Source organism: Bacillus sp. YBsi01 (assembly GCF_038406745.1).
Taxonomy (GTDB): domain Bacteria; phylum Bacillota; class Bacilli; order Bacillales; family Bacillaceae; genus Bacillus; species Bacillus siamensis.
This window is the reverse complement of record NZ_CP151679.1, coordinates 1755806-1778095: the sequence shown is the minus strand read 5'-3', so window position 1 is coordinate 1778095 and position 22290 is coordinate 1755806. Positions and strand designations below refer to the sequence as shown.

Annotated in this window: 23 protein-coding genes, 2 tRNA genes, 1 riboswitch and 1 other annotated feature; of the genes, 23 read left to right on the top strand and 2 right to left on the bottom strand. The window is 47.1% G+C overall.

What is annotated here, in order from left to right:
- Positions 1-15: 15 nt before the first annotated feature.
- Positions 16-194: riboswitch (Lysine riboswitch) on the top strand.
- 125 nt (positions 195-319) lie between these two features.
- The gene (locus tag AADZ70_RS08845) at positions 320-1549 is read left to right on the top strand and encodes an aspartate kinase (RefSeq protein ID WP_342007995.1); all 1230 of its coding nucleotides are present in this window, start codon (positions 320-322) and stop codon (positions 1547-1549) included.
- Between the two features lie 47 nt (positions 1550-1596).
- On the opposite strand, the gene AADZ70_RS08840 is transcribed toward AADZ70_RS08845, so the two are convergent.
- The gene (locus AADZ70_RS08840) at positions 1597-2043 is read right to left on the bottom strand and encodes a YslB family protein (RefSeq protein WP_045925253.1); all 447 of its coding nucleotides are present in this window, start codon (positions 2041-2043) and stop codon (positions 1597-1599) included.
- A 296-nt stretch (positions 2044-2339) separates the two neighbouring features.
- Between AADZ70_RS08840 and sdhC the strand changes: the two genes are divergently transcribed.
- The 14 genes from sdhC to AADZ70_RS08770 all read left to right on the top strand — a co-directional run bounded on the left by sdhC (position 2340) and on the right by AADZ70_RS08770 (position 11801).
- Positions 2340-2948 (top strand): succinate dehydrogenase cytochrome B558, encoded by a 609-nt coding sequence (gene sdhC, locus AADZ70_RS08835; protein WP_016938663.1) that lies wholly within the window; start codon positions 2340-2342, stop codon positions 2946-2948.
- Between the two features lie 33 nt (positions 2949-2981).
- Positions 2982-4742: a succinate dehydrogenase flavoprotein subunit gene (sdhA, locus tag AADZ70_RS08830; protein ID WP_016938664.1), complete on the top strand. Its 1761-nt coding sequence runs from the start codon at positions 2982-2984 to the stop codon at positions 4740-4742.
- A gap of 2 nt (positions 4743-4744) precedes the next feature.
- Positions 4745-5503: a succinate dehydrogenase iron-sulfur subunit gene (gene sdhB, locus AADZ70_RS08825; RefSeq protein ID WP_045925255.1), complete on the top strand. Its 759-nt coding sequence runs from the start codon at positions 4745-4747 to the stop codon at positions 5501-5503.
- A gap of 59 nt (positions 5504-5562) precedes the next feature.
- Entirely contained in the window at positions 5563-6000 is a 438-nt protein-coding gene (locus AADZ70_RS08820; protein WP_342007994.1) for a thioesterase family protein, read from the top strand.
- Between the two features lie 120 nt (positions 6001-6120).
- A complete protein-coding gene (gerE, locus tag AADZ70_RS08815) occupies positions 6121-6345 on the top strand; it encodes a spore germination transcription factor GerE (RefSeq protein ID WP_003152579.1) in 225 nt (74 codons plus the stop codon).
- Positions 6346-6533: 188 nt separating this feature from the next.
- Positions 6534-6974: a MarR family transcriptional regulator gene (locus AADZ70_RS08810; protein ID WP_016938743.1), complete on the top strand. Its 441-nt coding sequence runs from the start codon at positions 6534-6536 to the stop codon at positions 6972-6974.
- Positions 6975-6981: 7 nt separating this feature from the next.
- Positions 6982-7800, top strand: coding sequence for a glutamate racemase (racE, locus tag AADZ70_RS08805; protein ID WP_099744728.1), 819 nt, complete (start codon positions 6982-6984; stop codon positions 7798-7800).
- Positions 7801-7907: 107 nt separating this feature from the next.
- A complete protein-coding gene (locus tag AADZ70_RS08800; protein ID WP_049627125.1) occupies positions 7908-8993 on the top strand; it encodes a GerMN domain-containing protein in 1086 nt (361 codons plus the stop codon).
- Between the two features lie 110 nt (positions 8994-9103).
- Positions 9104-9841 carry a ribonuclease PH gene (gene rph, locus AADZ70_RS08795; protein WP_016938746.1) on the top strand — a complete coding sequence of 246 codons (738 nt, stop codon included), beginning with the start codon at positions 9104-9106 and terminating at the stop codon, positions 9839-9841.
- Positions 9842-9853: 12 nt separating this feature from the next.
- Positions 9854-10450 carry an XTP/dITP diphosphatase gene (locus AADZ70_RS08790; RefSeq protein WP_099744727.1) on the top strand — a complete coding sequence of 199 codons (597 nt, stop codon included), beginning with the start codon at positions 9854-9856 and terminating at the stop codon, positions 10448-10450.
- 16 nt (positions 10451-10466) lie between these two features.
- Complete coding sequence (locus AADZ70_RS08785) at positions 10467-10976, top strand: metallophosphoesterase (protein WP_045925261.1); 510 nt, start codon at positions 10467-10469, stop codon at positions 10974-10976.
- A gap of 113 nt (positions 10977-11089) precedes the next feature.
- Positions 11090-11163: transfer RNA gene (locus tag AADZ70_RS08780), tRNA-Arg, on the top strand.
- A gap of 124 nt (positions 11164-11287) precedes the next feature.
- Positions 11288-11361, top strand: a tRNA-Arg gene (locus AADZ70_RS08775).
- A 254-nt stretch (positions 11362-11615) separates the two neighbouring features.
- The gene (locus AADZ70_RS08770) at positions 11616-11801 is read left to right on the top strand and encodes a hypothetical protein (RefSeq protein ID WP_045926459.1); all 186 of its coding nucleotides are present in this window, start codon (positions 11616-11618) and stop codon (positions 11799-11801) included.
- A 37-nt stretch (positions 11802-11838) separates the two neighbouring features.
- Here the strand turns inward: AADZ70_RS08770 and AADZ70_RS08765 are convergent, their stop codons facing one another.
- On the bottom strand, positions 11839-12189 hold the full coding sequence (locus tag AADZ70_RS08765; RefSeq protein ID WP_045926460.1) for a hypothetical protein: 351 nt from the start codon (positions 12187-12189) through the stop codon (positions 11839-11841).
- Between the two features lie 425 nt (positions 12190-12614).
- Positions 12615-12867: a binding site (T-box leader), on the top strand.
- Positions 12868-12986: 119 nt separating this feature from the next.
- Here AADZ70_RS08765 and ilvB point away from each other — a divergent pair.
- From ilvB to ddcA, 8 genes are all read left to right on the top strand, one after another.
- On the top strand, positions 12987-14711 hold the full coding sequence (ilvB, locus tag AADZ70_RS08760) for an acetolactate synthase large subunit (protein ID WP_099744805.1): 1725 nt from the start codon (positions 12987-12989) through the stop codon (positions 14709-14711).
- Positions 14708-15226 (top strand): acetolactate synthase small subunit, encoded by a 519-nt coding sequence (gene ilvN, locus AADZ70_RS08755; RefSeq protein ID WP_016938753.1) that lies wholly within the window; start codon positions 14708-14710, stop codon positions 15224-15226. Before ilvB ends, ilvN begins: the two co-directional genes overlap by 4 nt.
- A 22-nt stretch (positions 15227-15248) precedes the next feature.
- Positions 15249-16277, top strand: a complete 1029-nt coding sequence (gene ilvC / locus AADZ70_RS08750) for a ketol-acid reductoisomerase (RefSeq protein WP_045926463.1) — start codon at positions 15249-15251, stop codon at positions 16275-16277.
- Positions 16264-17820 (top strand): 2-isopropylmalate synthase, encoded by a 1557-nt coding sequence (locus tag AADZ70_RS08745; protein ID WP_016938754.1) that lies wholly within the window; start codon positions 16264-16266, stop codon positions 17818-17820. Before ilvC ends, AADZ70_RS08745 begins: the two co-directional genes overlap by 14 nt.
- A 20-nt stretch (positions 17821-17840) precedes the next feature.
- Positions 17841-18938, top strand: a complete 1098-nt coding sequence (leuB, locus tag AADZ70_RS08740; RefSeq protein WP_342007993.1) for a 3-isopropylmalate dehydrogenase — start codon at positions 17841-17843, stop codon at positions 18936-18938.
- Between the two features lie 49 nt (positions 18939-18987).
- Positions 18988-20406, top strand: a complete 1419-nt coding sequence (leuC, locus tag AADZ70_RS08735; protein ID WP_016938756.1) for a 3-isopropylmalate dehydratase large subunit — start codon at positions 18988-18990, stop codon at positions 20404-20406.
- Between the two features lie 15 nt (positions 20407-20421).
- On the top strand, positions 20422-21021 hold the full coding sequence (leuD, locus tag AADZ70_RS08730) for a 3-isopropylmalate dehydratase small subunit (RefSeq protein ID WP_016938757.1): 600 nt from the start codon (positions 20422-20424) through the stop codon (positions 21019-21021).
- Positions 21022-21139: 118 nt separating this feature from the next.
- Positions 21140-22144: a DNA damage checkpoint antagonist DdcA gene (ddcA, locus tag AADZ70_RS08725; protein ID WP_016938759.1), complete on the top strand. Its 1005-nt coding sequence runs from the start codon at positions 21140-21142 to the stop codon at positions 22142-22144.
- The last annotated feature ends 146 nt before the right edge of the window (positions 22145-22290 follow it).

Below are 22290 nucleotides of genomic sequence, written 5' to 3'. Positions count from 1 at the left end.
AAGATCGTGTTATATGGTGAAGATAGAGGTGCGAACTTCAATAGTATGCCTTTGGAGAATGATGGATTCTGCGAAAAAGGCTGAAAGGGGAGTTCGCCGAAGTGAAACACATCCCATCGGTGTGCTTTGCTGGCTTTGCATTAAATAAATGTAAAGCTGTCAAGAATTCATTTTCTTGGAGGGCTATCTCGTTGTTCATAATCAATCGTAATGATATGAAAAAGCAATGAGAGCTATTCCTCTCATTGCTTTTTTTATTGTGGACACAACGCTCTTTTCTCCTCACCCGCACGAACCAAAATGTAAAGGGTGGTCTAGTATGGGTCTTATCGTACAAAAATTCGGAGGCACTTCCGTCGGCTCTGCCGAAAAAATTCAAAATGCCGCAAATCGCGCCATTGCTGAAAAGAAAAAGGGCCATGACGTCGTTGTTGTCGTTTCGGCAATGGGAAAATCAACCGACGCGCTCGTCAATCTGGCGGCGGAAATTACATCTGAGCCAAGCAGACGCGAGATGGATATGCTTCTGTCTACGGGAGAGCAGGTCACGATTTCGCTTTTGGCCATGGCGCTTCAGGAAAAAGGATATGACGCCGTCTCTTATACGGGCTGGCAGGCGGGTGTCCGCACGGAGGCCGTCCACGGCAATGCGAGAATTACGGATATTGATATCACCGCAATTCAGGCGCAGCTTGCAGAAGGCAGGATTACAGTTGTCGCCGGTTTCCAGGGAGTTACCGAAGACGGCGGCATCACGACGCTCGGACGGGGCGGTTCCGATACGACGGCGGTCGCTCTTGCTGCAGCTTTAAAAGCGGATAAGTGCGACATTTACACGGACGTTCCGGGCGTGTTTACGACAGATCCGCGGTACGTCCGGTCAGCGAGAAAACTGGCGGGAATTTCTTATGATGAAATGCTGGAACTTGCAAATCTCGGAGCGGGTGTTCTTCATCCGCGGGCGGTTGAGTTCGCGAAAAACTATCAAGTGCCTTTGGAAGTGCGGTCAAGCACGGAACATGAAGCTGGAACATTAATTGAGGAGGAATCATCAATGGAGCAGAATTTAATCGTCAGAGGAATTGCATTTGAAGACCAGATTACAAGGGTGTCCGTCACGGGCCTTGCAAGCGGGCTGACAACACTTTCAACGATCTTCACCGCGCTGGCGAAACGAAACATCAACGTTGACATCATTATTCAGACACAAGCGGATAATGGGGAAGCAGACATTTCTTTCTCAGTGAAAACGGAAGATTCCGCGCAAACGGTCGCTGTGCTTGAAGAATATAAAAGCGCGCTGAACTATGAAAAAATCGAAACTGAAAGAAAGCTGGCGAAAGTATCCATTGTCGGATCAGGCATGGTCTCTAATCCCGGCGTCGCCGCGGACATGTTTGCCGTACTGGCGGAAAAAAATGTACAAGTCAAAATGGTCAGCACATCTGAAATAAAAGTATCAGCGGTTGTCAGTGACAATGATATGGTGAAAGCCGTCGAAGCGCTTCATGATGCGTTTGAGCTTTCTAAACAGCCGTCTGCCGTATAAACGGGCAGGCAAAAAGGCGGGACTTTTGAGTCACCGCCTTTTTTCAATTATACAGGGTCCTTCATATCCCATTTCACGGTCAGGACGACTTTATCCGCTCTCTTTTTGACCTGTTCATAAGATTCTGCAATCTGATCGTTCATCAATTGAATCTGTTCGGCTATAAAACCGGCTTCAAGCTGAAAGCACGGCTCTTTCTGGTGTTTGAGCCTGCTGGATACGAGCGGTCCTTCCAGCTCAAATTCCAGCTCTTGCTTTTTTGATCCTGTGTTTGTCAAAGTTCCCCAGCCGGCTTTTTCAAAAAAGGCGGGGATTTCTTCCCATGATTGAAGAGGAAATTTGCGGGCGAGGCGTTTCCCCGCCCAATACATCATGGATGAATGCTCCGGGCCGAGGATATCCGGAAGCACGATTTCCCGGATTAATTCGTAGCCGTATGCGCTGACGCCGAGTTCAGTTAAAGGTTCTAAAACTGCTTCATAATTATTCTTCATATTATGTATTCCCCTCTCTCCTTCGTTTATTATAGCTTAAACAGGGGGGAGGATTACAGGATGATCCTATAAAACACGTGAAAAAAAGTGAGAAAGGTATTGCAGGAAAATAAAATTTTCACGTCAAATAATCAATTCCGAAAATTATAATTTATGTACACGTTTTCTTGACGCCCTTTTGAGGGAGGAGTAAAATGAAATTGTCAATAAATTTTAATAAAGTGCTTACAATTGAAACGAAGTGGGGGCAGAGATTTTAGCACATTTCGCACTTAAATCAAACAGGGGGTAAAGTAATGTCTGGGAACAGAGAGTTTTATTTTCGAAGATTGCATTCCTTGCTCGGTGTGATTCCGGTCGGCATCTTTTTGATCCAGCATTTAGTCGTCAACCAATTTGCCGCAAGGGGAGCGGATGCGTTTAACAAGGCGGCCGGCTTTATGGACAGTCTGCCGTTCAGGTATGCATTAGAAATTTTTATTATTTTCTTACCTTTAATTTATCATGCGGTTTACGGTGTGTACATAGCATTTACTGCGAAAAACAACGCTGGCCGCTACAGCTATTTCAGAAACTGGATGTTTGTGCTTCAGCGTGTCACCGGTATTCTCACCCTTATTTTCGTCAGCTGGCATGTGTGGCAGACGCGGATTGCCGCACAGATGGGCGCTGAAGTCAACTTCGATATGATGGCGAATATTCTGAGCTCGCCGTTTATGCTCGGATTTTATATTGTAGGCGTTTTATCAGTCATTTTTCACTTTTCAAACGGCTTATGGTCTTTTGCGGTCACATGGGGGATCACGGTCACGCCGCGTTCTCAAAGAATTTCGACTTACGTGACGCTGATTATATTTTTAGCGCTTTCATACGTGGGTCTAAAAGCGATTTTTGCGTTTGTGTAAGAGAACTAGATTACTAGAGGGAGAGGGGCTATCATGAGTCAATCAAGCATTATCGTAGTCGGCGGGGGTCTTGCCGGCCTCATGGCGACAATTAAAGCAGCGGAATCAGGCACGGCCGTTAAATTGTTTTCCATCGTTCCGGTCAAACGCTCTCACTCGGTCTGCGCGCAGGGCGGGATAAACGGAGCTGTCAACACAAAAGGAGAAGGAGACTCTCCGTTTGAGCATTTTGATGACACGGTTTACGGAGGCGACTTTTTAGCAAACCAGCCGCCTGTAAAAGCGATGTGTGAAGCGGCGCCGTCCATTATCCACTTATTGGACCGCATGGGGGTTATGTTTAACAGAACGCCGGAAGGGCTCTTGGACTTCCGCCGTTTCGGGGGTACACAGCATCACAGAACCGCATACGCGGGAGCGACGACGGGTCAGCAACTTCTTTACGCACTGGACGAGCAGGTGCGCAGATATGAAGTGGCGGGTCTCGTCACAAAATACGAAGGCTGGGAATTCCTCGGCGCCGTTCTTGACGATGAGCGCACGTGCCGCGGTATCGTAGCCCAAAATCTGACCAATATGCAAATCGAGTCATTCCGTTCTGACGCCGTTATTATGGCGACAGGAGGACCCGGAATCGTATTCGGCAAATCAACAAACAGCATGATCAACACGGGATCTGCCGCATCAATCGTTTATCAGCAGGGCGCTTACTACGCTAACGGCGAATTTATTCAAATTCACCCGACAGCCATTCCCGGAGACGATAAACTGCGTCTGATGAGTGAATCGGCGCGCGGCGAGGGCGGAAGAGTCTGGACGTACAAAGACGGAAAACCTTGGTACTTCCTCGAGGAAAAATATCCGGCTTACGGAAACCTCGTGCCGCGGGATATTGCGACACGCGAAATCTTTGACGTGTGCGTGAACCAGAAGCTCGGCATCAATGGAGAAAACATGGTGTATCTCGATCTTTCGCACAAAGATCCGAAAGAGCTTGACGTTAAGCTTGGCGGCATTATCGAAATCTATGAAAAATTCATGGGAGATGACCCGCGCAAGCTTCCGATGAAAATTTTCCCTGCCGTTCACTATTCGATGGGCGGACTGTGGGTTGATTATGATCAGATGACAAGCATCCGCGGACTGTTCGCGGCGGGTGAATGTGATTATTCAATGCACGGAGGAAACCGTTTAGGGGCAAACTCTCTGCTTTCCGCCATCTACGGAGGAATGGTTGCCGGTCCGAATGCGGTGAAATATGTTGCCGGACTTGAAACATCGGCTGAAGATCTGTCTTCTTCATTATTTGATTCCTATGTGAAAAAAGAAGAAGAAAAATGGGCAGACATCATGAAGATGGACGGCGATGAAAATGCCTACGTACTTCACCGTGAACTCGGAGAATGGATGACGGCCAACGTAACGGTGGTCCGCCACAATGACAAGCTTTTGAAAACGGATGATAAAATCCAAGAGCTGATGGAACGCTTTAAGAAAATCAATATTAATGATACGACAAAATGGAGCAACCAAGGGGCGATGTTCACCCGCCAGTTCTCCAATATGCTTCAGCTTGCCAGAGTCATCACGCTCGGCGCATACAACCGAAATGAAAGCCGGGGAGCGCACTATAAACCGGATTTTCCTGAAAGAAATGACGATGAGTGGCTCAAAACGACAATGGCTAAACATGCCGGTCCGTTTGAAGCTCCGGAATTTGAATATCAGGATGTCGATGTATCACTGATTGCGCCCCGTAAACGCGACTACTCGAAGAAGAAGGTGGCGAAATAATCATGAGTGAGAAAAAGATACGGTTTATCATTACACGCCAGGATACGCCCGAAAGCGCGCCATACGATGAAGAATTTGAAATCAATTACCGCCCGAATCTGAACGTGATTTCCGCCCTGATGGAAATCCGCAGAAATCCCGTGAATGCAAAAGGTGAGAAAACAACTCCTGTCGCATGGGACATGAACTGTCTTGAGGAAGTATGCGGCGCCTGCTCCATGGTTATCAACGGCAGACCGCGCCAGTCATGTACGGCGCTGATTGATAAGCTGGAACAGCCGATCCGTCTGAAGCCGATGAAAACATTCCCGGTTGTCCGTGACCTTCAGGTTGACCGCAGCAGAATGTTTGATTCACTGAAAAAAGTGAAAGCATGGGTGCCGATTGACGGGACTTACGATTTGGGGCCGGGACCGAGAATGCCGGAAAAACGCCGCCAGTGGGCATATGAGTTGTCTAAATGCATGACCTGCGGCGTCTGCCTTGAAGCCTGCCCGAATGTCAACAGCAAATCGAAATTCATGGGGCCTGCCCCGATGTCGCAAGTGCGTCTGTTTAACGCCCACCCGACGGGCGCGATGAACAAGTCCGAACGTTTAGAAGCTTTAATGACAGACGGCGGTCTCGGAGATTGCGGGAATTCACAAAACTGTGTTCAATCCTGCCCGAAAGGCATTCCGCTCACGACTTCAATCGCTGCTTTGAACAGAGATACCAACTTACAAGCATTCCGCAATTTCTTCGGAAGCGACAGAGTATAAGATAAAGAAAAAGAGCCTCTTCCGCACGGGAGAGGTTTTTTTATAAGGAGCTGAAGGTGATGAAACAACCGCAATACATTGACATCCCGTTTGAAGAATGGAGACAGTCGTTTTCTTTCTTTACTGAAGTATCGGTTCGCTTTTCAGAAACGGATATGTTCGGCCATATGAATAATGTAACCCCTTTCATCTATTTTGAAGAAGCCCGGATCGCCTACTTTAAGCAGCGCGGCATGGCAGCGCAAAATGCGGAAACGATGACAGTCGTCGCAAGCCAGCAGTGTGACTATATGCGTCAGGTGATGCCGTATGAAAATCTGCGGATTTATGTCAAAGCAAGCTCTGTCGGAAATGCGTCCGTCACCCTTCATTACCTTGGAGAAAACGAGTCAGGCCTGCCGTGCTTTACCGGTTCCGTCGTTATGGTACAAGTATCAAAGACAAGCGGCAAAGCGGTCAGCTGGACGGAGCGGGAGAAAGGCATTCTGCTCGCCTGAACGGATAACTATTTCTTTAAGTGACGTCACCTCCGAAGCGGCTTTTACATATGATATCTTGACTATATAAACCCATTCGTTTCAGATTCGCTCTCACCTTAGCAAGGAGGGTTACAATACTTGAAGGAGAAAGATTTTCAATCAAAGCCGCTGCTGACCAAAAGAGAAAGAGAAGTATTCGAATTGCTCGTTCAAGACAAGACAACAAAAGAAATTGCAAGCGAGCTATTTATCAGTGAAAAAACTGTACGGAATCACATTTCAAATGCCATGCAGAAGTTAGGTGTGAAAGGGCGTTCGCAAGCTGTTGTCGAGCTTCTTAGAATGGGTGAGCTAGAGCTCTGATTCTTGCCGGTTTTCCTTCTTTACGAGAAGGAGCCGGTTATTTGTGTTGGCGCCCGGGGTGATAGGCATGCGATGAAAATCCCTGCTTTTCCTTTTTCTCCGTCAGTCTTGCATTTTCTTAAAAAAAGAAGGAAAATAGACACGGAGCGTGAATAGCCCAGAAAGATCCTTGAGTGAGGGATGGACAAATGACATCAAAATCTGTAGAGCATGTTGCGGATATCGAAAAATCACTCCGCCATATCGCTGCGATCATTAAACAAAAAGGACGAGAAATCCTTAACCAATATGCAATTACACCGCCGCAATTCGTAGGCCTTCAATGGCTTTATGAATTGGGGGATATGACAATAGGCGAATTATCAGGCAAAATGTATTTGGCTTGCAGCACGACGACGGATCTGATAGACCGCATGGAAAAAAATAAGCTTGTCGAACGGGTGAAAGACCCTGCTGACAGACGGGTCGTCAGAATTCATCTTCTCGCTGAAGGAGAGCGCATTATTCAGGAAGTGATTTTAAAAAGGCAGGCATATTTGCGGGATATGTTTGAGACATTTTCCGAAGAAGAAACAGCCGTCTTCGAAAAATCATTATTGAAACTGCAGCATGAAATGAAAAGAAAATGAGGCGATTTTGTTGGAACAGCCGATAGGAGTCATTGATTCCGGGGTTGGCGGGTTAACCGTTGCTAAGGAAATCATGAGACAGCTACCGAAGGAAAATATCATCTATGTGGGAGATACAAAACGCTGCCCGTACGGCCCGCGTCCTGAAGAAGAAGTTCTTCAATACACATGGGAAATGACCGATTACCTGCTGGAAAACCACCATATCAAAATGCTCGTGATCGCTTGTAATACGGCCACGGCCATTGCCTTGGAGGATATTCAGCGCAAAACGGATATTCCGGTTGTCGGCGTCATTCAGCCGGGTGCGAGAACGGCGATAAAGGTGACGAAAAACCAGCATATCGGCGTCATCGGCACGATAAATACCATTAAAAGCAGAGCGTATGAGCAGGCGCTGCTCGGATTAAATGCAGACCTTCAAGTCGAGAACACGGCTTGTCCGCTGCTGGTGCCGTTTGTGGAAAGCGGACGGTTTCTGCAGGAATCGGCGGAGGAAGCGGTCGAAGCATCGCTTGAGTCTTTAAAAGGTACAGCAATTGATACCTTGATTCTGGGATGTACGCATTATCCGATTTTGAAAGAACCGATTCAGGACTATATGGGAGATCATGTGAAAATCATTTCCTCCGGTGACGAGACGGCGAGAGAAGTGAGCACCATCTTGTCTTATAAAGGTTTGTTAAACCAATCGAATCGTGCACCGGAGTATCAGTTTCTTACAACGGGAGAGCGGAACGGCTTCGCAAAAATTGCCGAAGACTGGTTCGGCCATGAAATCGGCCATGTCGAGAGCATCTCCCTTCAAGAGCCGATCAGAAAATAAATCAAAAAAACCCGCTGTTTACGGCGGGTTTTTTTTGCGCATCCCGGTCTATTTCCCGGACAGGGCTCGTATACATCATAGTACAAACAGCCTTAGGAGGGAAAAGTATGCTGAAAAAAGGACCTGCAGTCATTGCTGCAACATGTCTTACTTCGGCTTTTGTATTATCAGGATGCGGTTTGTTTCAATCCGATAAAACAGCCGGGGAAATTGACCCGCCTCAAGACATTTCATATGTAAAGGGTGAAGCGGGGATACAGGCAAAATCAAAGCAATCAGAAAAAAACGGCACGTCTAAAGCCGACCAGCCGGCCAATACAGTCATGAGAGAGCTGTATCTGATTGATAAAAACGGCTATGTCGCAGCACAGACACTGCCTCTTCCGAACAGTGAGGGAACCGCAAAGCAGGCCCTTGAGTATTTGGTTCAGGGGGGGCCTGTCTCAGAAATCCTGCCGAACGGATTCAGAGCGGTGCTTCCTGCGGATACAACGGTAAATGTTGACATTAAAAAAGACGGTACCGCCGTCGCTGATTTTTCGAAGGAATTTAAAAACTATAAAAAAGAAGACGAACAAAAAATCCTGCAATCGATTACATGGACGCTTACCCAATTCAGCTCCATAGATAAAGTCAAAATCAGAATGAACGGGCATGAACTGAAAGAAATGCCTGTAGGCGGCACGCCGATTACGGGCGACTTAAGCAGAAAAGACGGAATTAATATTGAAACCGCCGGAGTGAATGATCTGACAGACACCCATCCGCTGACTGTATACTATCTGGCGGAAACAGAGACGAGCGAATATTACGTGCCTGTCACAAAGCGGATTGACAATTCGGAAACAAATGACATCACCGCTGCCGTTGAACAGCTTGCCGACGGGCCGGGCAAAGCAAGCGGGCTTTTGACGGACTTTAATAACGATGTTAAGCTGCTCAGCAAGCCGGAAGTAAAAGACGGCCGGGTTACACTTGACTTTAACAGCTCTATTTACGGAAGCGCCGATGAAAAAACAAAAATGGTATCATCGGGCGTGCTGGACAGCATCGTTCTCACATTAACCGAACAGCCGTCGATAAAAAGTGTTTCTATAAAAGTAAACGGAAAATCAGAACTGGTGAATGAAAAGGGTGAATCCCTTTCAAAACCCGTTTCGAGACCGTCACAAGTGAATACGGGTAGTTTTTAATTTGTGATTTTTGATATACTAGTAAAAAAGAGGTTAGCGTTCCGGGCTGCCTCTTTCTTTATTCACAATCCGGAACAAAAGGTTTATGTACATATAATCGGAGGTAAAATATGAGACACGACGGAAGACAGCACGATGAGCTGCGCCCTATCACATTTGATTTGGATTTTATCACTCACCCGGAGGGCTCTGTTTTAATTACAGCGGGAAATACAAAGGTTATTTGTAATGCATCTGTGGAAGACCGGGTGCCGCCATTTTTGCGCGGCGGAGGAAAAGGCTGGATCACAGCGGAATACAGCATGCTTCCCCGCGCCACGAATCAAAGAACGATAAGAGAATCTTCAAAAGGAAAGGTCTCCGGCAGAACGATGGAAATCCAGCGTCTGATCGGGCGTGCGCTTCGGGCTGTCGTTGATTTGGAAAAGCTCGGCGAACGGACGATCTGGATCGACTGTGACGTCATTCAGGCGGACGGCGGAACAAGAACGGCTTCCATTACCGGCGCCTTCTTGGCAATGGCTATTGCGGCCGGAAAACTCGTGAAAAGCGGCGTTATCAAAACTTCTCCCGTGACAGATTATCTTGCGGCCATTTCTGTCGGGATGGATAAAGAAGAGGGTCTGCTTTTGGATCTGAATTATGAAGAGGATTCAACGGCTGAAGTCGACATGAATATCATCATGACGGGAAGCGGACGTTTTGTAGAGCTTCAAGGGACGGGCGAAGAAGCCACATTCTCCCGTGAAGATTTAAACGGACTGTTAAGCCTTGCCGAAAAAGGAATCCAGACGCTTATTCAAAAGCAAAAAGAAGTGCTGGGAGAAACATTGCCTGAACTGAAATAAAGAAAGAGAGGCCTGATCAGCGTGAAAGAAGCTATTATTGCGACACACAATCCGGGAAAAGTAAAAGAATTTAAGGAAATACTCGAACCGAAAGGCTACAGCGTCTCTTCTTTGGCGGAAATCGGATTTACGGAAGAAATTGAGGAAACCGGGCATACCTTTGAAGAAAACGCCATCTTAAAAGCGGAAGCCGTGGCAAAAGCCATAAACAAAATGGTCATTGCAGACGACTCCGGTTTATCAGTGGACAACCTTGGAGGCAGACCGGGCGTTTATTCAGCCCGTTATGCCGGCGAAGCAAAAGATGATAAGGCGAATATGGACAAGGTGCTGTCAGAATTAAAAGGCATCGAAAAAGAGCAGCGTACGGCCCGTTTCCGCTGCGCCCTTGCCGTCAGCATGCCGGGCCAGGAAACAAAAACGGTTGAAGGTCATGTTGAAGGATATATAGCAGAAGAACCCAAAGGAGATAACGGGTTCGGCTATGATCCCATTTTTATTGTAAAGGATAAAGATAAAACAATGGCTCAGCTGACAAGCGCTGAGAAAAACAAAATCAGCCACAGGGCGGAGGCGCTCAAGAAACTGTCAAAGCTGCTTGACGCGTAAGGGGGAGCGTAATGCAATGAAAGTGCTGATAATAAGTGACAGTCACGGCCTCGAAGACGAATTGGAGACGATCTCAAAGCGGCACGAAGCCGAAGCGGATCTGATGATTCATTGCGGTGATTCAGAGCTTGATGCCGCACATCCCGCGCTTGTGCCGTATCACACGGTGAAAGGAAATTGCGACTTTGGCGGCGGGTTTCAGGAGGAGCTCCTGCTGGACGCCGGTTCAAAGAAAATCCTGGCCGTACACGGACATCTTCACGGCATTAAACAGTCACTTTTAACAGTTTTTTACCGGGCGGAAGAGCTTGGGGCGGATATCGTCTGCTTCGGCCACTCGCATATTGCCGGGAGTGAAGTGCTTCGGGGCAAGCTTTTGATTAACCCTGGCAGCATTCGCCTTCCGAGAGTCCGCAATGTGAAAAGCTATGCCATTCTTACTCTTACAGAAAGTGAAGGCACTGTGACGTTTTACGACGAAACGGGTCAGGAATTGAAGGACTTGGGGAGTACAATCAGCTTTTAACTTTTGATGGGGAAGATTTCTTTCTCCCCCATCAAAAGTTTCTAAAAAAATATTGACTTATGATATGAACCTGTATATAATAAATCTTGTCGCTGATACATAAAGCAAAACCTGTCCCAGTAGCTCAGCTGGATAGAGCAACGGCCTTCTAAGCCGTCGGTCGGGAGTTCGAATCTCTCCTGGGACGTACAGAAAAAGAGCTGGTGACATCAGAGTGAAAACTGATGACGCTGGCCTTTTTTATCGGATGACCATATTGTCAATTCGCTGACATCATGGTAAAATGATCAGCAGTACGATTTGATTTTCATGTCCCAGTAGCTCAGCCGGATAGAGCAACGGCCTTCTAAGCCGTCGGTCGGGAGTTCGAATCTCTCCTGGGACGTATAATAAAAAACCTCAAGCCCTGACAATGGGTTTGAGGTTTTTTTGTATTTGTTTTTTTTGTTTTATGAAATAAAAGTCCTGTATTTAATGAAAATTGTAAAGAAATTTTAATATAAATGAAACTTAATGAAATATTTACCGTAAGAAATATATGTATAAAGATACTTAAGGCGCCCTTGAGTGATAAAATATCTGATTTCTATTATTTATTTTGTTAATATTTGATAGAAAGACAGCGGGAGGAATTAGCTTTTGAAGTACGCATTTGCATATAAAAATGACAAGATAGAAACGATCTTTTGCGGAAAAGACGAGCTGTTTGAGGAACTGAAACAATTTTTAATGACTCAATGCGGTTTAATCATTGTTGAGGTTTCAAAGGCTGATTACGATACGGAGCAGGAAATAAATCAATGGAATGACCGTTATACATTGTAAGTAAGAAAAAACCGGCCGTGGGAGACCGGTTTTTATATCATCTGAATCCGCTCGGAGCGCTGAAGCCCCCGGCATGGCCGCTGAAACCGCCCCCGAGCGCGCCGGGATGGGACCCTGCGCCGAGGCTTCCGCCGACATCACTGAAGGTTTGACCGTAGTACCCGCTTGTATAAGGGTATGGGACGAATTGCTGCCCGGCGAATGACAGCGAGCTTTGCGGGGTCTGCTGTCCGTATCCGGATGGCGGAAATCCCTGCTGAAAAGAAGGGCCGCCCTGAAACGGAGCTGTATGCATCGGTGCCGGAGGATAATAAGACTGCGGCGGCAGAACCGGTAAAGGCGGAAATCCGGGTGGCAGGCCTTGCATGCCTGATAACATCTTATTCATGACATCACTCATTTCTTCACGAGATAAGAACAGTGTATGCGTATGTCTGTATAAAGAGCCTGTTCAATTCGAACGGAATATCTGACAAGCAGACCGGAAAGAACATGATAAATTGTGTAATAAAATGTGACATAATCGTATAAGAACGGAAAAATTTCATGTAATCTTGAGAGATTAACAAAAAAATGATAAAAACTTTTAACATTTACAGATCCCTTTGTACCAGTAATGAAAGCGTATACAAAGTAGATTGATTAATCTAAATTGTCTAATAATTATAAAAATGCTGTTGACACTGTCTGCAAACGGGCGTAATATGAGTTCAAACAAAAATAAATAAATGATTCACACTAAAAAGAAAAATCATAAAACACTGAAAAACAAACAAATGAGGGTTCTTTTTTTAAATAAAAGAGCCGCCATAATAAAAAGCGCAGAAGAGGATAAGTAGCTTTGCAGAAGTTTTTTACAGAGAGCCGGTAACGCTGAGAGCCGGCAAAAACAAAGCAAAGTGAACTCACCTCAGAGTGCCGGTCTGAAATGTGAAGAGTAGGACTCGGCCGAGTGAACGCAACGTTTACTCGTTATCAAAACGGATAGTAATTATCCATGAGACGGTCTTCATATGACCGTAAACAAGGGTGGTACCGCGGAAAGCAAAGCCTTTTCGCCCCTTTTGGCTATCGCATGAAATGCTTGGCTGAATGTGGGTGGGAAGGCTTTTTTATTTGCGTCAGCCGGCGCTGCGTTTTATGAATTTGATTTTAGAAGGGAACATTGAAAAGGAGGAACTGAAAATGGGCACAAATGTACAGGCGGATACTGCGTCTGCCGATTGTACAAAGACAATGAACGGGGCTCTGATGCTGATTGAATCATTAAAGAAAGAAAAAGTCGAAATGATCTTCGGATATCCGGGGGGAGCCGTTCTTCCGATTTACGATAAGCTTTATCAATCAGGATTGGTTCACATCCTGCCCCGGCACGAGCAAGGCGCGATTCATGCGGCCGAAGGGTATGCGAGAGTCTCAGGGAAGCCGGGGGTTGTCATCGCTACTTCAGGACCCGGAGCGACAAATTTAGTGACCGGTCTTGCGGACGCGATGATTGATTCACTGCCGCTCGTAGTGTTTACCGGCCAGGTGGCCACTTCAGTCATCGGCAGCGACGCTTTCCAGGAAGCCGACATTTTAGGAATTACGATGCCGATTACGAAACACAGCTATCAGGTCCGCCGTCCGGAAGATCTTCCCGGTGTGATCAAAGAGGCTTTCCATATCGCCACGACGGGAAGACCGGGTCCGGTATTAATTGATATTCCGAAGGATGTCGCAGCATTTGAAGGGGAATTCAGATATGATCATGAGATCAATCTTCCGGGTTATCAGCCGGTAAAAGAGCCTAACTATCTGCAGATCCGAAAGCTCGTAGAAGCAGTCAGCAGTGCGAAAAAGCCGGTTATTTTAGCCGGAGCGGGTGTTTTGCACGGTAAAGCTTCAGAAGATTTAAAAAATTATGCCGAACAGCAGCAAATACCGGTAGCCCACACGCTTCTCGGTCTGGGCGGTTTCCCGGCAGACCATCCTCTCTTTCTGGGAATGGCGGGAATGCACGGCACATACACAGCGAATATGGCGCTTTACCACTGTGACTTGCTGATCAGCATCGGAGCTCGGTTCGATGATCGTGTGACCGGAAATCTGAAGCATTTTGCAAAATCGGCCAAAGTGGCGCACATCGATATTGATCCGGCTGAAATCGGAAAAATTATCGAAACGCAGATCCCGGTGGTCGGCGACAGTAAAATCGTCCTTCAGGAACTATTGAAGCAAAACGGAAAACAGGGACAGTCAGATGAATGGAAACAGCAGCTTTCCGAGTGGAAAGAAGAATATCCGCTCTGGTATACAGACGACAGTGAAGAGGGCTTAAAACCCCAAAAGCTGATTGAGTATATTCACCAATTCACAAACGGAGAGGCGATTGTGGCGACGGATGTCGGCCAGCACCAGATGTGGGCGGCTCAGTTTTATCCTTTCCGAAAGGCTGATAAGTGGGTGACCTCGGGAGGGCTCGGCACAATGGGCTTCGGCCTTCCGGCGGCTATCGGAGCGCAGCTGGCTGATCGTAACGCCACGGTCGTTGCTATCCTCGGAGACGGCGGTTTTCAGATGACCCTGCAGGAGTTAGATGTCATCCGGCAGCTGAATCTTCCGGTCAAAGTGATTATTTTGAACAATGAATGTCTGGGCATGGTCAGACAGTGGCAGGAAATCTTCTATGAAGAACGCTACTCTGAATCCAAATTCTCGGCGCAGCCTGACTTTGTCAAATTGTCAGAAGCCTACGGCATTAAAGGCATCCGGATTACATCAGAAGAAGAGGCGGAAAAAGAGCTGCAAAAGGCGCTTTCATCAAAAGAGCCGGCCGTTATTGACGTCCGGGTCGCCAAAAGCGAAAAAGTATTCCCGATGATTGCGCCGGGTAAAGGACTTCATGAAATGGTGGGGGTGAAACCTTGAAACGCATTATCACATTAACGGTGGTCAACCGCTCGGGGGTATTAAACCGGATCACCGGCCTGTTTACAAAAAGACACTATAATATCGAAAGCATCACTGTAGGCCACACGGAAACAAGCGGTGTTTCAAGGATTACATTTGTCGTCCATGTGGAAGGCGAAAATGACGTTGAGCAGCTGACAAAGCAGCTTAACAAACAAATTGACGTCCTGAAAGTGACGGATATTACAAACCAATCAATCGTACAGCGTGAGCTTGCACTGATTAAAGTTGTTTCTGCACCGCCGACCAGAACGGAAATCAATGGAATCATTGAGCCGTTCAGAGCTTCCGTCGTTGATGTCTCAAAGGACAGCATCGTCGTTCAGGTCACGGGCGAGTCTGATAAAATCGAAGCCCTTATAGAGCTTCTCAAACCTTACGGCATTAAAGAAATCGCGAGAACAGGCACAACGGCTTTTGCGAGGGGAACCCAGCAAAAGGCGTCATCCAATAAAACAATTTCTATTGTATAACACAAAAAAGGGAGAGATTAAAATGGTAAAAGTATATTATAACGGTGATATCAAAGAGAACGTATTGGCAGGTAAAAAAGTAGCGATTATCGGTTACGGTTCACAGGGTCACGCACATGCGCTGAACTTAAAAGAAAGCGGAATTGATGTCATTGTCGGCGTCAGACAAGGCAAATCATTTACACAGGCTCAAGAAGACGGCCATCAAGTATTTTCTGTAAGAGAAGCGGCTGCCCAGGCTGACATTATTATGGTTCTTCTTCCAGATGAACAGCAGCAAAAAGTATATGAAGCTGAAATCAAAGATGAATTGACGGCGGGCAAATCATTGGTATTCGCACACGGATTTAACGTCCATTTCCATCAGATCGTGCCTCCTGCTGATGTAGATGTCTTCCTTGTCGCCCCTAAAGGACCGGGACACCTTGTCAGAAGAACATATGAACAAGGCGCAGGCGTACCGGCATTGTTTGCCATCTATCAGGATGTATCAGGCGAAGCGAAAGACACGGCTCTTGCTTACGCAAAAGGAATCGGCGGGGCGCGTGCCGGAGTTCTTGAAACAACATTTAAGGAAGAAACGGAAACGGACCTGTTCGGTGAGCAGGCTGTTCTCTGCGGAGGTTTAACAGCGCTTGTCAAAGCAGGTTTTGAAACGCTGACAGAAGCCGGATACCAGCCTGAACTCGCATACTTTGAGTGTCTGCACGAACTGAAATTGATCGTAGACTTAATGTATGAAGAAGGCTTGGCGGGCATGAGATACTCTATCTCCGATACGGCTCAATGGGGAGATTTTGTATCCGGACCGCGCGTAGTCGATGAGAAGGTAAAAGAATCGATGAAACAAGTATTAACGGATATTCAAAACGGCACATTCGCAAAAGAATGGATCGTGGAAAACCAAGTGAACCGTCCTCGCTTCAATGCGATCAATGCAAGTGAAAACGAGCATCAGATTGAAAAGGTCGGCAGACAGCTTCGTGAAATGATGCCGTTTGTCAAACAAGGTAAAAAGAAGGAAGCGGTGGTCTCCGTTGCGCAAAATTAACGTTTTCGACACGACCCTTCGTGACGGTGAACAATCTCCCGGGGTCAACCTTAATGCGCGGGAGAAACTGGCGATAGCCAAGCAGCTTGAAAGACTCGGGGTGGACATTATTGAAGCGGGATTTCCCGCTTCATCCCGAGGTGATTTTTTAGCCGTGCAGGAAATCGCAAGAACGATTAAAAATTGTTCGGTAACAGGGCTTGCCCGTTCTGTCAAAGGTGACATCGACGCAGCCTGGGAAGCGCTGAAAGACGGGGCCAGCCCGCGGATTCACATCTTTATCGCCACCTCAGACATTCATCTGAAGCATAAGCTGAAAATGACGCGGGAAGAAGTTAAGGAAAAAGCGGTTGAAATGGTGAAGTATGCAAAAGAACGCTTCCCGGTCGTTCAATGGTCAGCAGAAGACGCATGCCGCACCGAACTTCCGTTTTTGGCTGAAATCGTAGAAGAAGTGATTGATGCCGGCGCGAGCGTCATCAACCTGCCGGACACTGTAGGCTACCTGACGCCGGCGGAATACGGAAACATCTTTAAATATATGAAGGAACACGTTCCGAATATCAGCCGGGTAAAGCTCTCAGCTCATTGCCACGATGATCTCGGAATGGCGGTTGCCAACTCACTTTCGGCAATTGAGAACGGCGCTGATCAAATTGAATGCGCCATTAACGGCATAGGAGAAAGAGCCGGGAACGCCGCGCTTGAAGAAATCGCCGTTGCGCTTCATGTCAGAAATGACGCGTATCAAGCTGATTCATCTCTCACTCTTCATGAATTGAAGCGGACGAGTGATCTTGTCAGCAAACTGACGGGCATGGCCGTTCCCCGCAATAAAGCGATCGTTGGAGATAACGCTTTCGCCCATGAGTCGGGTATTCACCAAGACGGTTTCCTGAAAGAAAAATCAACATATGAAATTATTTCACCGGAACTTGTCGGTGTGACAGCGGATGCGCTCGTGCTCGGAAAGCATTCCGGACGCCATGCGTTCAAAGACCGCCTGAATACGCTTGGATTCCAGTTTGATAGCGATGAGATCAATAAATATTTTACGATGTTTAAAGAACTGACCGAAAAGAAAAAAGAAATCACCGATGATGACTTGATTTCTCTTATTTTAGAAGAAAAAGTGACGGACAAAAAAATCGGCTATGAATTTTTGTCTCTGCAAGTGCATTACGGGACGTCTCAGGTGCCCACTGCAACAGTCTCTTTGAAAAATCAGGAAAACGAACAGCTGATGCAAGAGGCGGCAACAGGGGCAGGCAGCGTAGAAGCCGTTTATAACACGCTCGGGCGCTGTATTGATAAAGATATTGAACTGATAGATTATCGCATTCAATCCAACCGAAAAGGCGAAGACGCGCTGGCTCAAGTTTACGTCAGAGTGACCGTGAACGGAAAAGAATCATCAGGGCGGGGAATCGCGCAGGATGTTCTGGAAGCTTCTGCAAAGGCATATTTGAATGCTGTGAACCGGCAATTGGTGCTGGATTGCAATATAGACGGATTAAAGAGACAGACTGCGGTCGGCTCGTAATAGAAAGGAGAACGTTTGATTTGAAAAAACGCATTGCTTTGCTTCCCGGTGACGGAATCGGACCGGAAGTGGCGAAATCAGCGGCAGATGTATTGAAAAGCGTTGCCGAACAATTCGGACATGAATTTGAATTTGAAAACGGGCTGATCGGGGGCGCGGCTATTGACGCCCATCAAAATCCCCTTCCTGAGGAGACGGTGGCTCTTTGCGAGAGGTCTGACGCCATCCTGCTCGGTGCAGTCGGCGGACCGAAATGGGACCAAAATCCTCCGGAGCTCAGACCGGAAAAAGGCCTGCTCGGCATCAGAAAAAAACTCGGCCTGTTTGCCAATCTGCGTCCGGTGACCGTATTTGAAAGCCTGTCTGAGGCATCTCCGCTGAAAAAAGAATATATCAGCGGCGTTGACTTTGTAATCGTCAGGGAACTGACGGGCGGCCTCTACTTCGGAGAGCCGAGCAGACAGTATGTCAATGAAGCGGGAGAAAAAGAAGCGGTCGATACCCTCTTTTATAAGAAAGAAGAAATCGAACGCGTTGTCAGAGAAGCCTTTAAAATGGCAGCCGGCAGAAAAGGAAAAGTGACGTCAGTTGATAAGGCGAATGTGCTTTCCTCAAGCAGGCTGTGGCGTGAAACGGCAGATGAAATCGCAAAAGAATTTCCTGATGTGACGCTTGAACATATGCTTGTCGATAATGCTGCGATGCAGCTCATCTATGCTCCGAACCAGTTTGACGTCATCGTAACTGAAAACATGTTCGGCGATATATTAAGTGATGAAGCCTCCATGCTGACAGGTTCGCTCGGCATGCTGCCATCAGCCAGTCTATCAAGTTCAGGTCTTCACTTGTTTGAACCGGTGCATGGATCTGCGCCTGACATCGCCGGTAAAGGGATGGCCAATCCGTTTGCGGCGATTTTATCAGCGGCGATGCTTTTGAGAACATCTTTCGGGCTTGAAAACGAAGCGCAGGCGGTAGAAAAGGCGGTTGCAAAGGTGCTTGCAGACGGCAGCCGTACACGTGATATCGCCCGGGACGGCCAATATGCCGGAACGCATGACATTACTGAAAAAGTAAAAGCCGCAATAGCCGGCGCAAATACAAAATCTATAGTGTGACGCTTTAAAGAAAGCGGTCTTAGTTCATAGGTAGAGGGAGGAAACAAAGATGATGCCTCGAACAATCATCGAAAAGATTTGGGATCGGCATGTTGTAAAAAGCGGTGAAGGAAAACCCGACCTTCTCTATATTGATCTGCACTTAATTCATGAGGTTACGTCTCCTCAGGCGTTTGAAGGATTAAGGCAGAAGGGAAGAAAAGTCAGACGGCCGCAGAATACATTCGCGACGATGGATCACAACATTCCGACCGTCAACCGTTTTGACATTAAAGATGAAGTCGCAAAGCGCCAAGTAACCGCGCTTGAAAGAAATTGCGAGGAGTTCGGCGTCCGTCTTGCGGATCTTCACAGCGCAGATCAGGGGATCGTTCACGTAGTCGGACCTGAGCTTGGTCTGACACTTCCGGGGAAAACGATCGTTTGCGGAGACAGTCATACATCGACTCACGGTGCATTCGGGGCGCTTGCTTTCGGTATCGGCACAAGTGAGGTGGAGCATGTTCTCTCCACACAGACACTCTGGCAGCAGCGGCCGAAAACGCTTGAAATCCGCGTTGATGGAACGCTCCAAAAAGGAGTGACCGCGAAGGATGTCATCTTGTCGGTCATCGGAAAATACGGGGTGAAATTCGGTACCGGATATGTCATTGAATACACCGGGGATGTATTCAGAAACATGTCCATGGACGAACGCATGACGGTCTGCAATATGTCAATAGAAGCGGGAGCCCGTGCGGGACTGATCGCTCCTGATGAAACGACGATTGAATACTGTAAAAACCGTAAATACGCGCCAAAAGGCGAGGAATTTGAAAAAGCCGCCGCAGAATGGAAAGCATTAAAAACCGATCCGGGCGCCGTATACGATCATTCCATCGTGTTAGACGGCAGCGAGATTTCTCCAATGGTAACTTGGGGCATCAACCCAGGCATGGTTCTTCCGGTCGATGCCCAAATACCTGCGCCGGAAACCATTGATTCTGAAGACGATAAAAAAGAGGCCATCCGTGCCTACGAATACATGGGGATTGAACCGAATCAAAAAATTGAAGAGATTAAAGTCGACCATGTGTTTATCGGCTCATGTACAAATTCGCGGATGACCGACCTTCGCCAGGCTGCTGATATGATCAAAGGCCGAAAAGTCGCCGACAGCGTCAGAGCCATTGTGGTGCCGGGCTCTCAAAGCGTGAAACAGCAGGCGGAGGAAGAAGGGCTGCACCGTGTGTTTCTTGAAGCGGGCTTTGAATGGAGAGAATCAGGCTGCAGCATGTGCCTCAGTATGAACAATGATGTCGTGCCTGAAGGGGAACGATGCGCTTCCACATCCAACCGCAACTTCGAAGGCAGACAGGGAAAAGGCGCGAGAACACACCTTGTCAGTCCTGCTATGGCCGCAATGGCAGCCATTCACGGGCATTTCGTCGATGTAAGAAAGTTTTATCAAGAAAAAACAGTTGTGTAAGGAGTGTGCGAAAAGATGGAACCTTTAAAAACGCATACCGGAAAAGCGGCCGTCTTAAACCGGATCAACGTTGACACTGACCAGATTATTCCGAAACAGTTTCTGAAAAGAATTGAAAGAACCGGATACGGCAGATTCGCGTTTTTTGATTGGAGATACCTTGAGAACGGTGAGCCTGATCCTGAATTTGAATTAAACCGCAAAGTCTATGAGGGCGCGTCCATATTAATTGCCGGAGAGAATTTCGGCTGCGGATCATCCCGTGAGCATGCTCCTTGGGCGCTGGATGATTACGGATTCAAAATCATCATTGCTCCGTCATTTGCCGATATTTTTCATCAAAACTGTTTTAAAAACGGAATGCTTCCTATCCGTATGCCGTATGATCAATGGAAAAAACTCGCCGGTCAATATGAAAATCAGTCTCTTAATATGACGGTTGATTTGGAAAACCAGCTCATCCATGACAGTGAAGGAAGAGAAATTTCATTTGAAGTCGATCCGCACTGGAAGGAAATGCTGATTAACGGCTATGATGAAATTTCATTAACACTCCTGCTGGAGGACGACATTCAGCAGTTTGAATCGAAAAGAAGTTCTTGGCTTCAAGCCTGAAAAAAGCCGCCCGGGATTTATCCGGCGGCTTTTTTTGCCATGTGCGTCATCCTTTCTTGTGTTTCATGACGCGTGTTGATACACTTGAACAAAATAAGCGCCTGAAAGGAAATAGAGTATGACGCATGACAAGAAAAAAGCTGATATCATTCCTTTCCCCCGTCTGAAAGAACGCTTGGTTGATAAAGGGATGGCCGCCATGAAGGATAAACAGTATCAGGAGGCCCTCGAACTGTTTTCAGAGGCGGTAAGCCACGGTGATACCGAGTCCGACGTACATTTAGGCATGGCGATTTGTTTTCTGGAGCTCGGGGAATTGGAAGAAGCAAAACAAGTTTGCGAGAAAATGCTGAACGAAGGGTACGGCCATTATTTTACCGTGCTGCAGGTGTACATGACCATTTTGATTCAGCTGAAACAATATGAAGAAGTCAAAAGCACAATTGAAGCTGTGCTGGAAGAAAACCAGCTCCCCGCAGAAAGTGCGGAGCAATTCTACCGGCTGCTCGAATTCAGCCGCAAAATGACCGATCCCGATCAGCAGGACGAGGTGTGGGAGGAGGAATATGAAGACGTTCTTGATGCGGAAAAAGTGCTGAACAGCCCCGCTGAACAAATGAACCTGATCCATTCTCTCAAAGACCGCAATATTGCGAAACACACGGGTCTTTTAAAAACGATTCTGCAAGATCCGGGCGCACATCCGCTTATCAAGACGATGATTTTGACACTGATGGCGGAGCACGATTACAGCAAGCCGGTCCATATTACAAAATTCGGCGATTCAATGACCGCGATACCGAGTGAAACAATTCAGCCTGATGCGGCGCCGATTTTGCACCGCGTTCTCCGGGTGCTTGATGAAACGCTGGGCAATGAAAACCCTACATTATACGCCGCCGTTGAGGAACTGTGGAGAAGGCATCTGTACGTCCTGCACCCTTTTATGCCGAAGCTTTTGAACGCTGATTTATGGGCTGCAGCGCTTCATAAGGTCGGTTACGAGATGCACGGCATTGACATTGAGCCGGAGGAACTTCATATGATGTACGAGTTTGACAGCCGCGAACTCGAAGAAGCCTGCACGATGATTAAGGATATTGAAGAAATTTCTTATTTGTAAATCACGCCATATAGTTGAAAGCGATAGGCGTTATGTTATAATATAGTGGTTGTATTTATGTATAGCGGTTTAACTGAAATGAGAATTACGGTTGGACAGGCTGCCAGTTCATTACATAATGATTCTGATTCAAAGCGGTTTTTTCT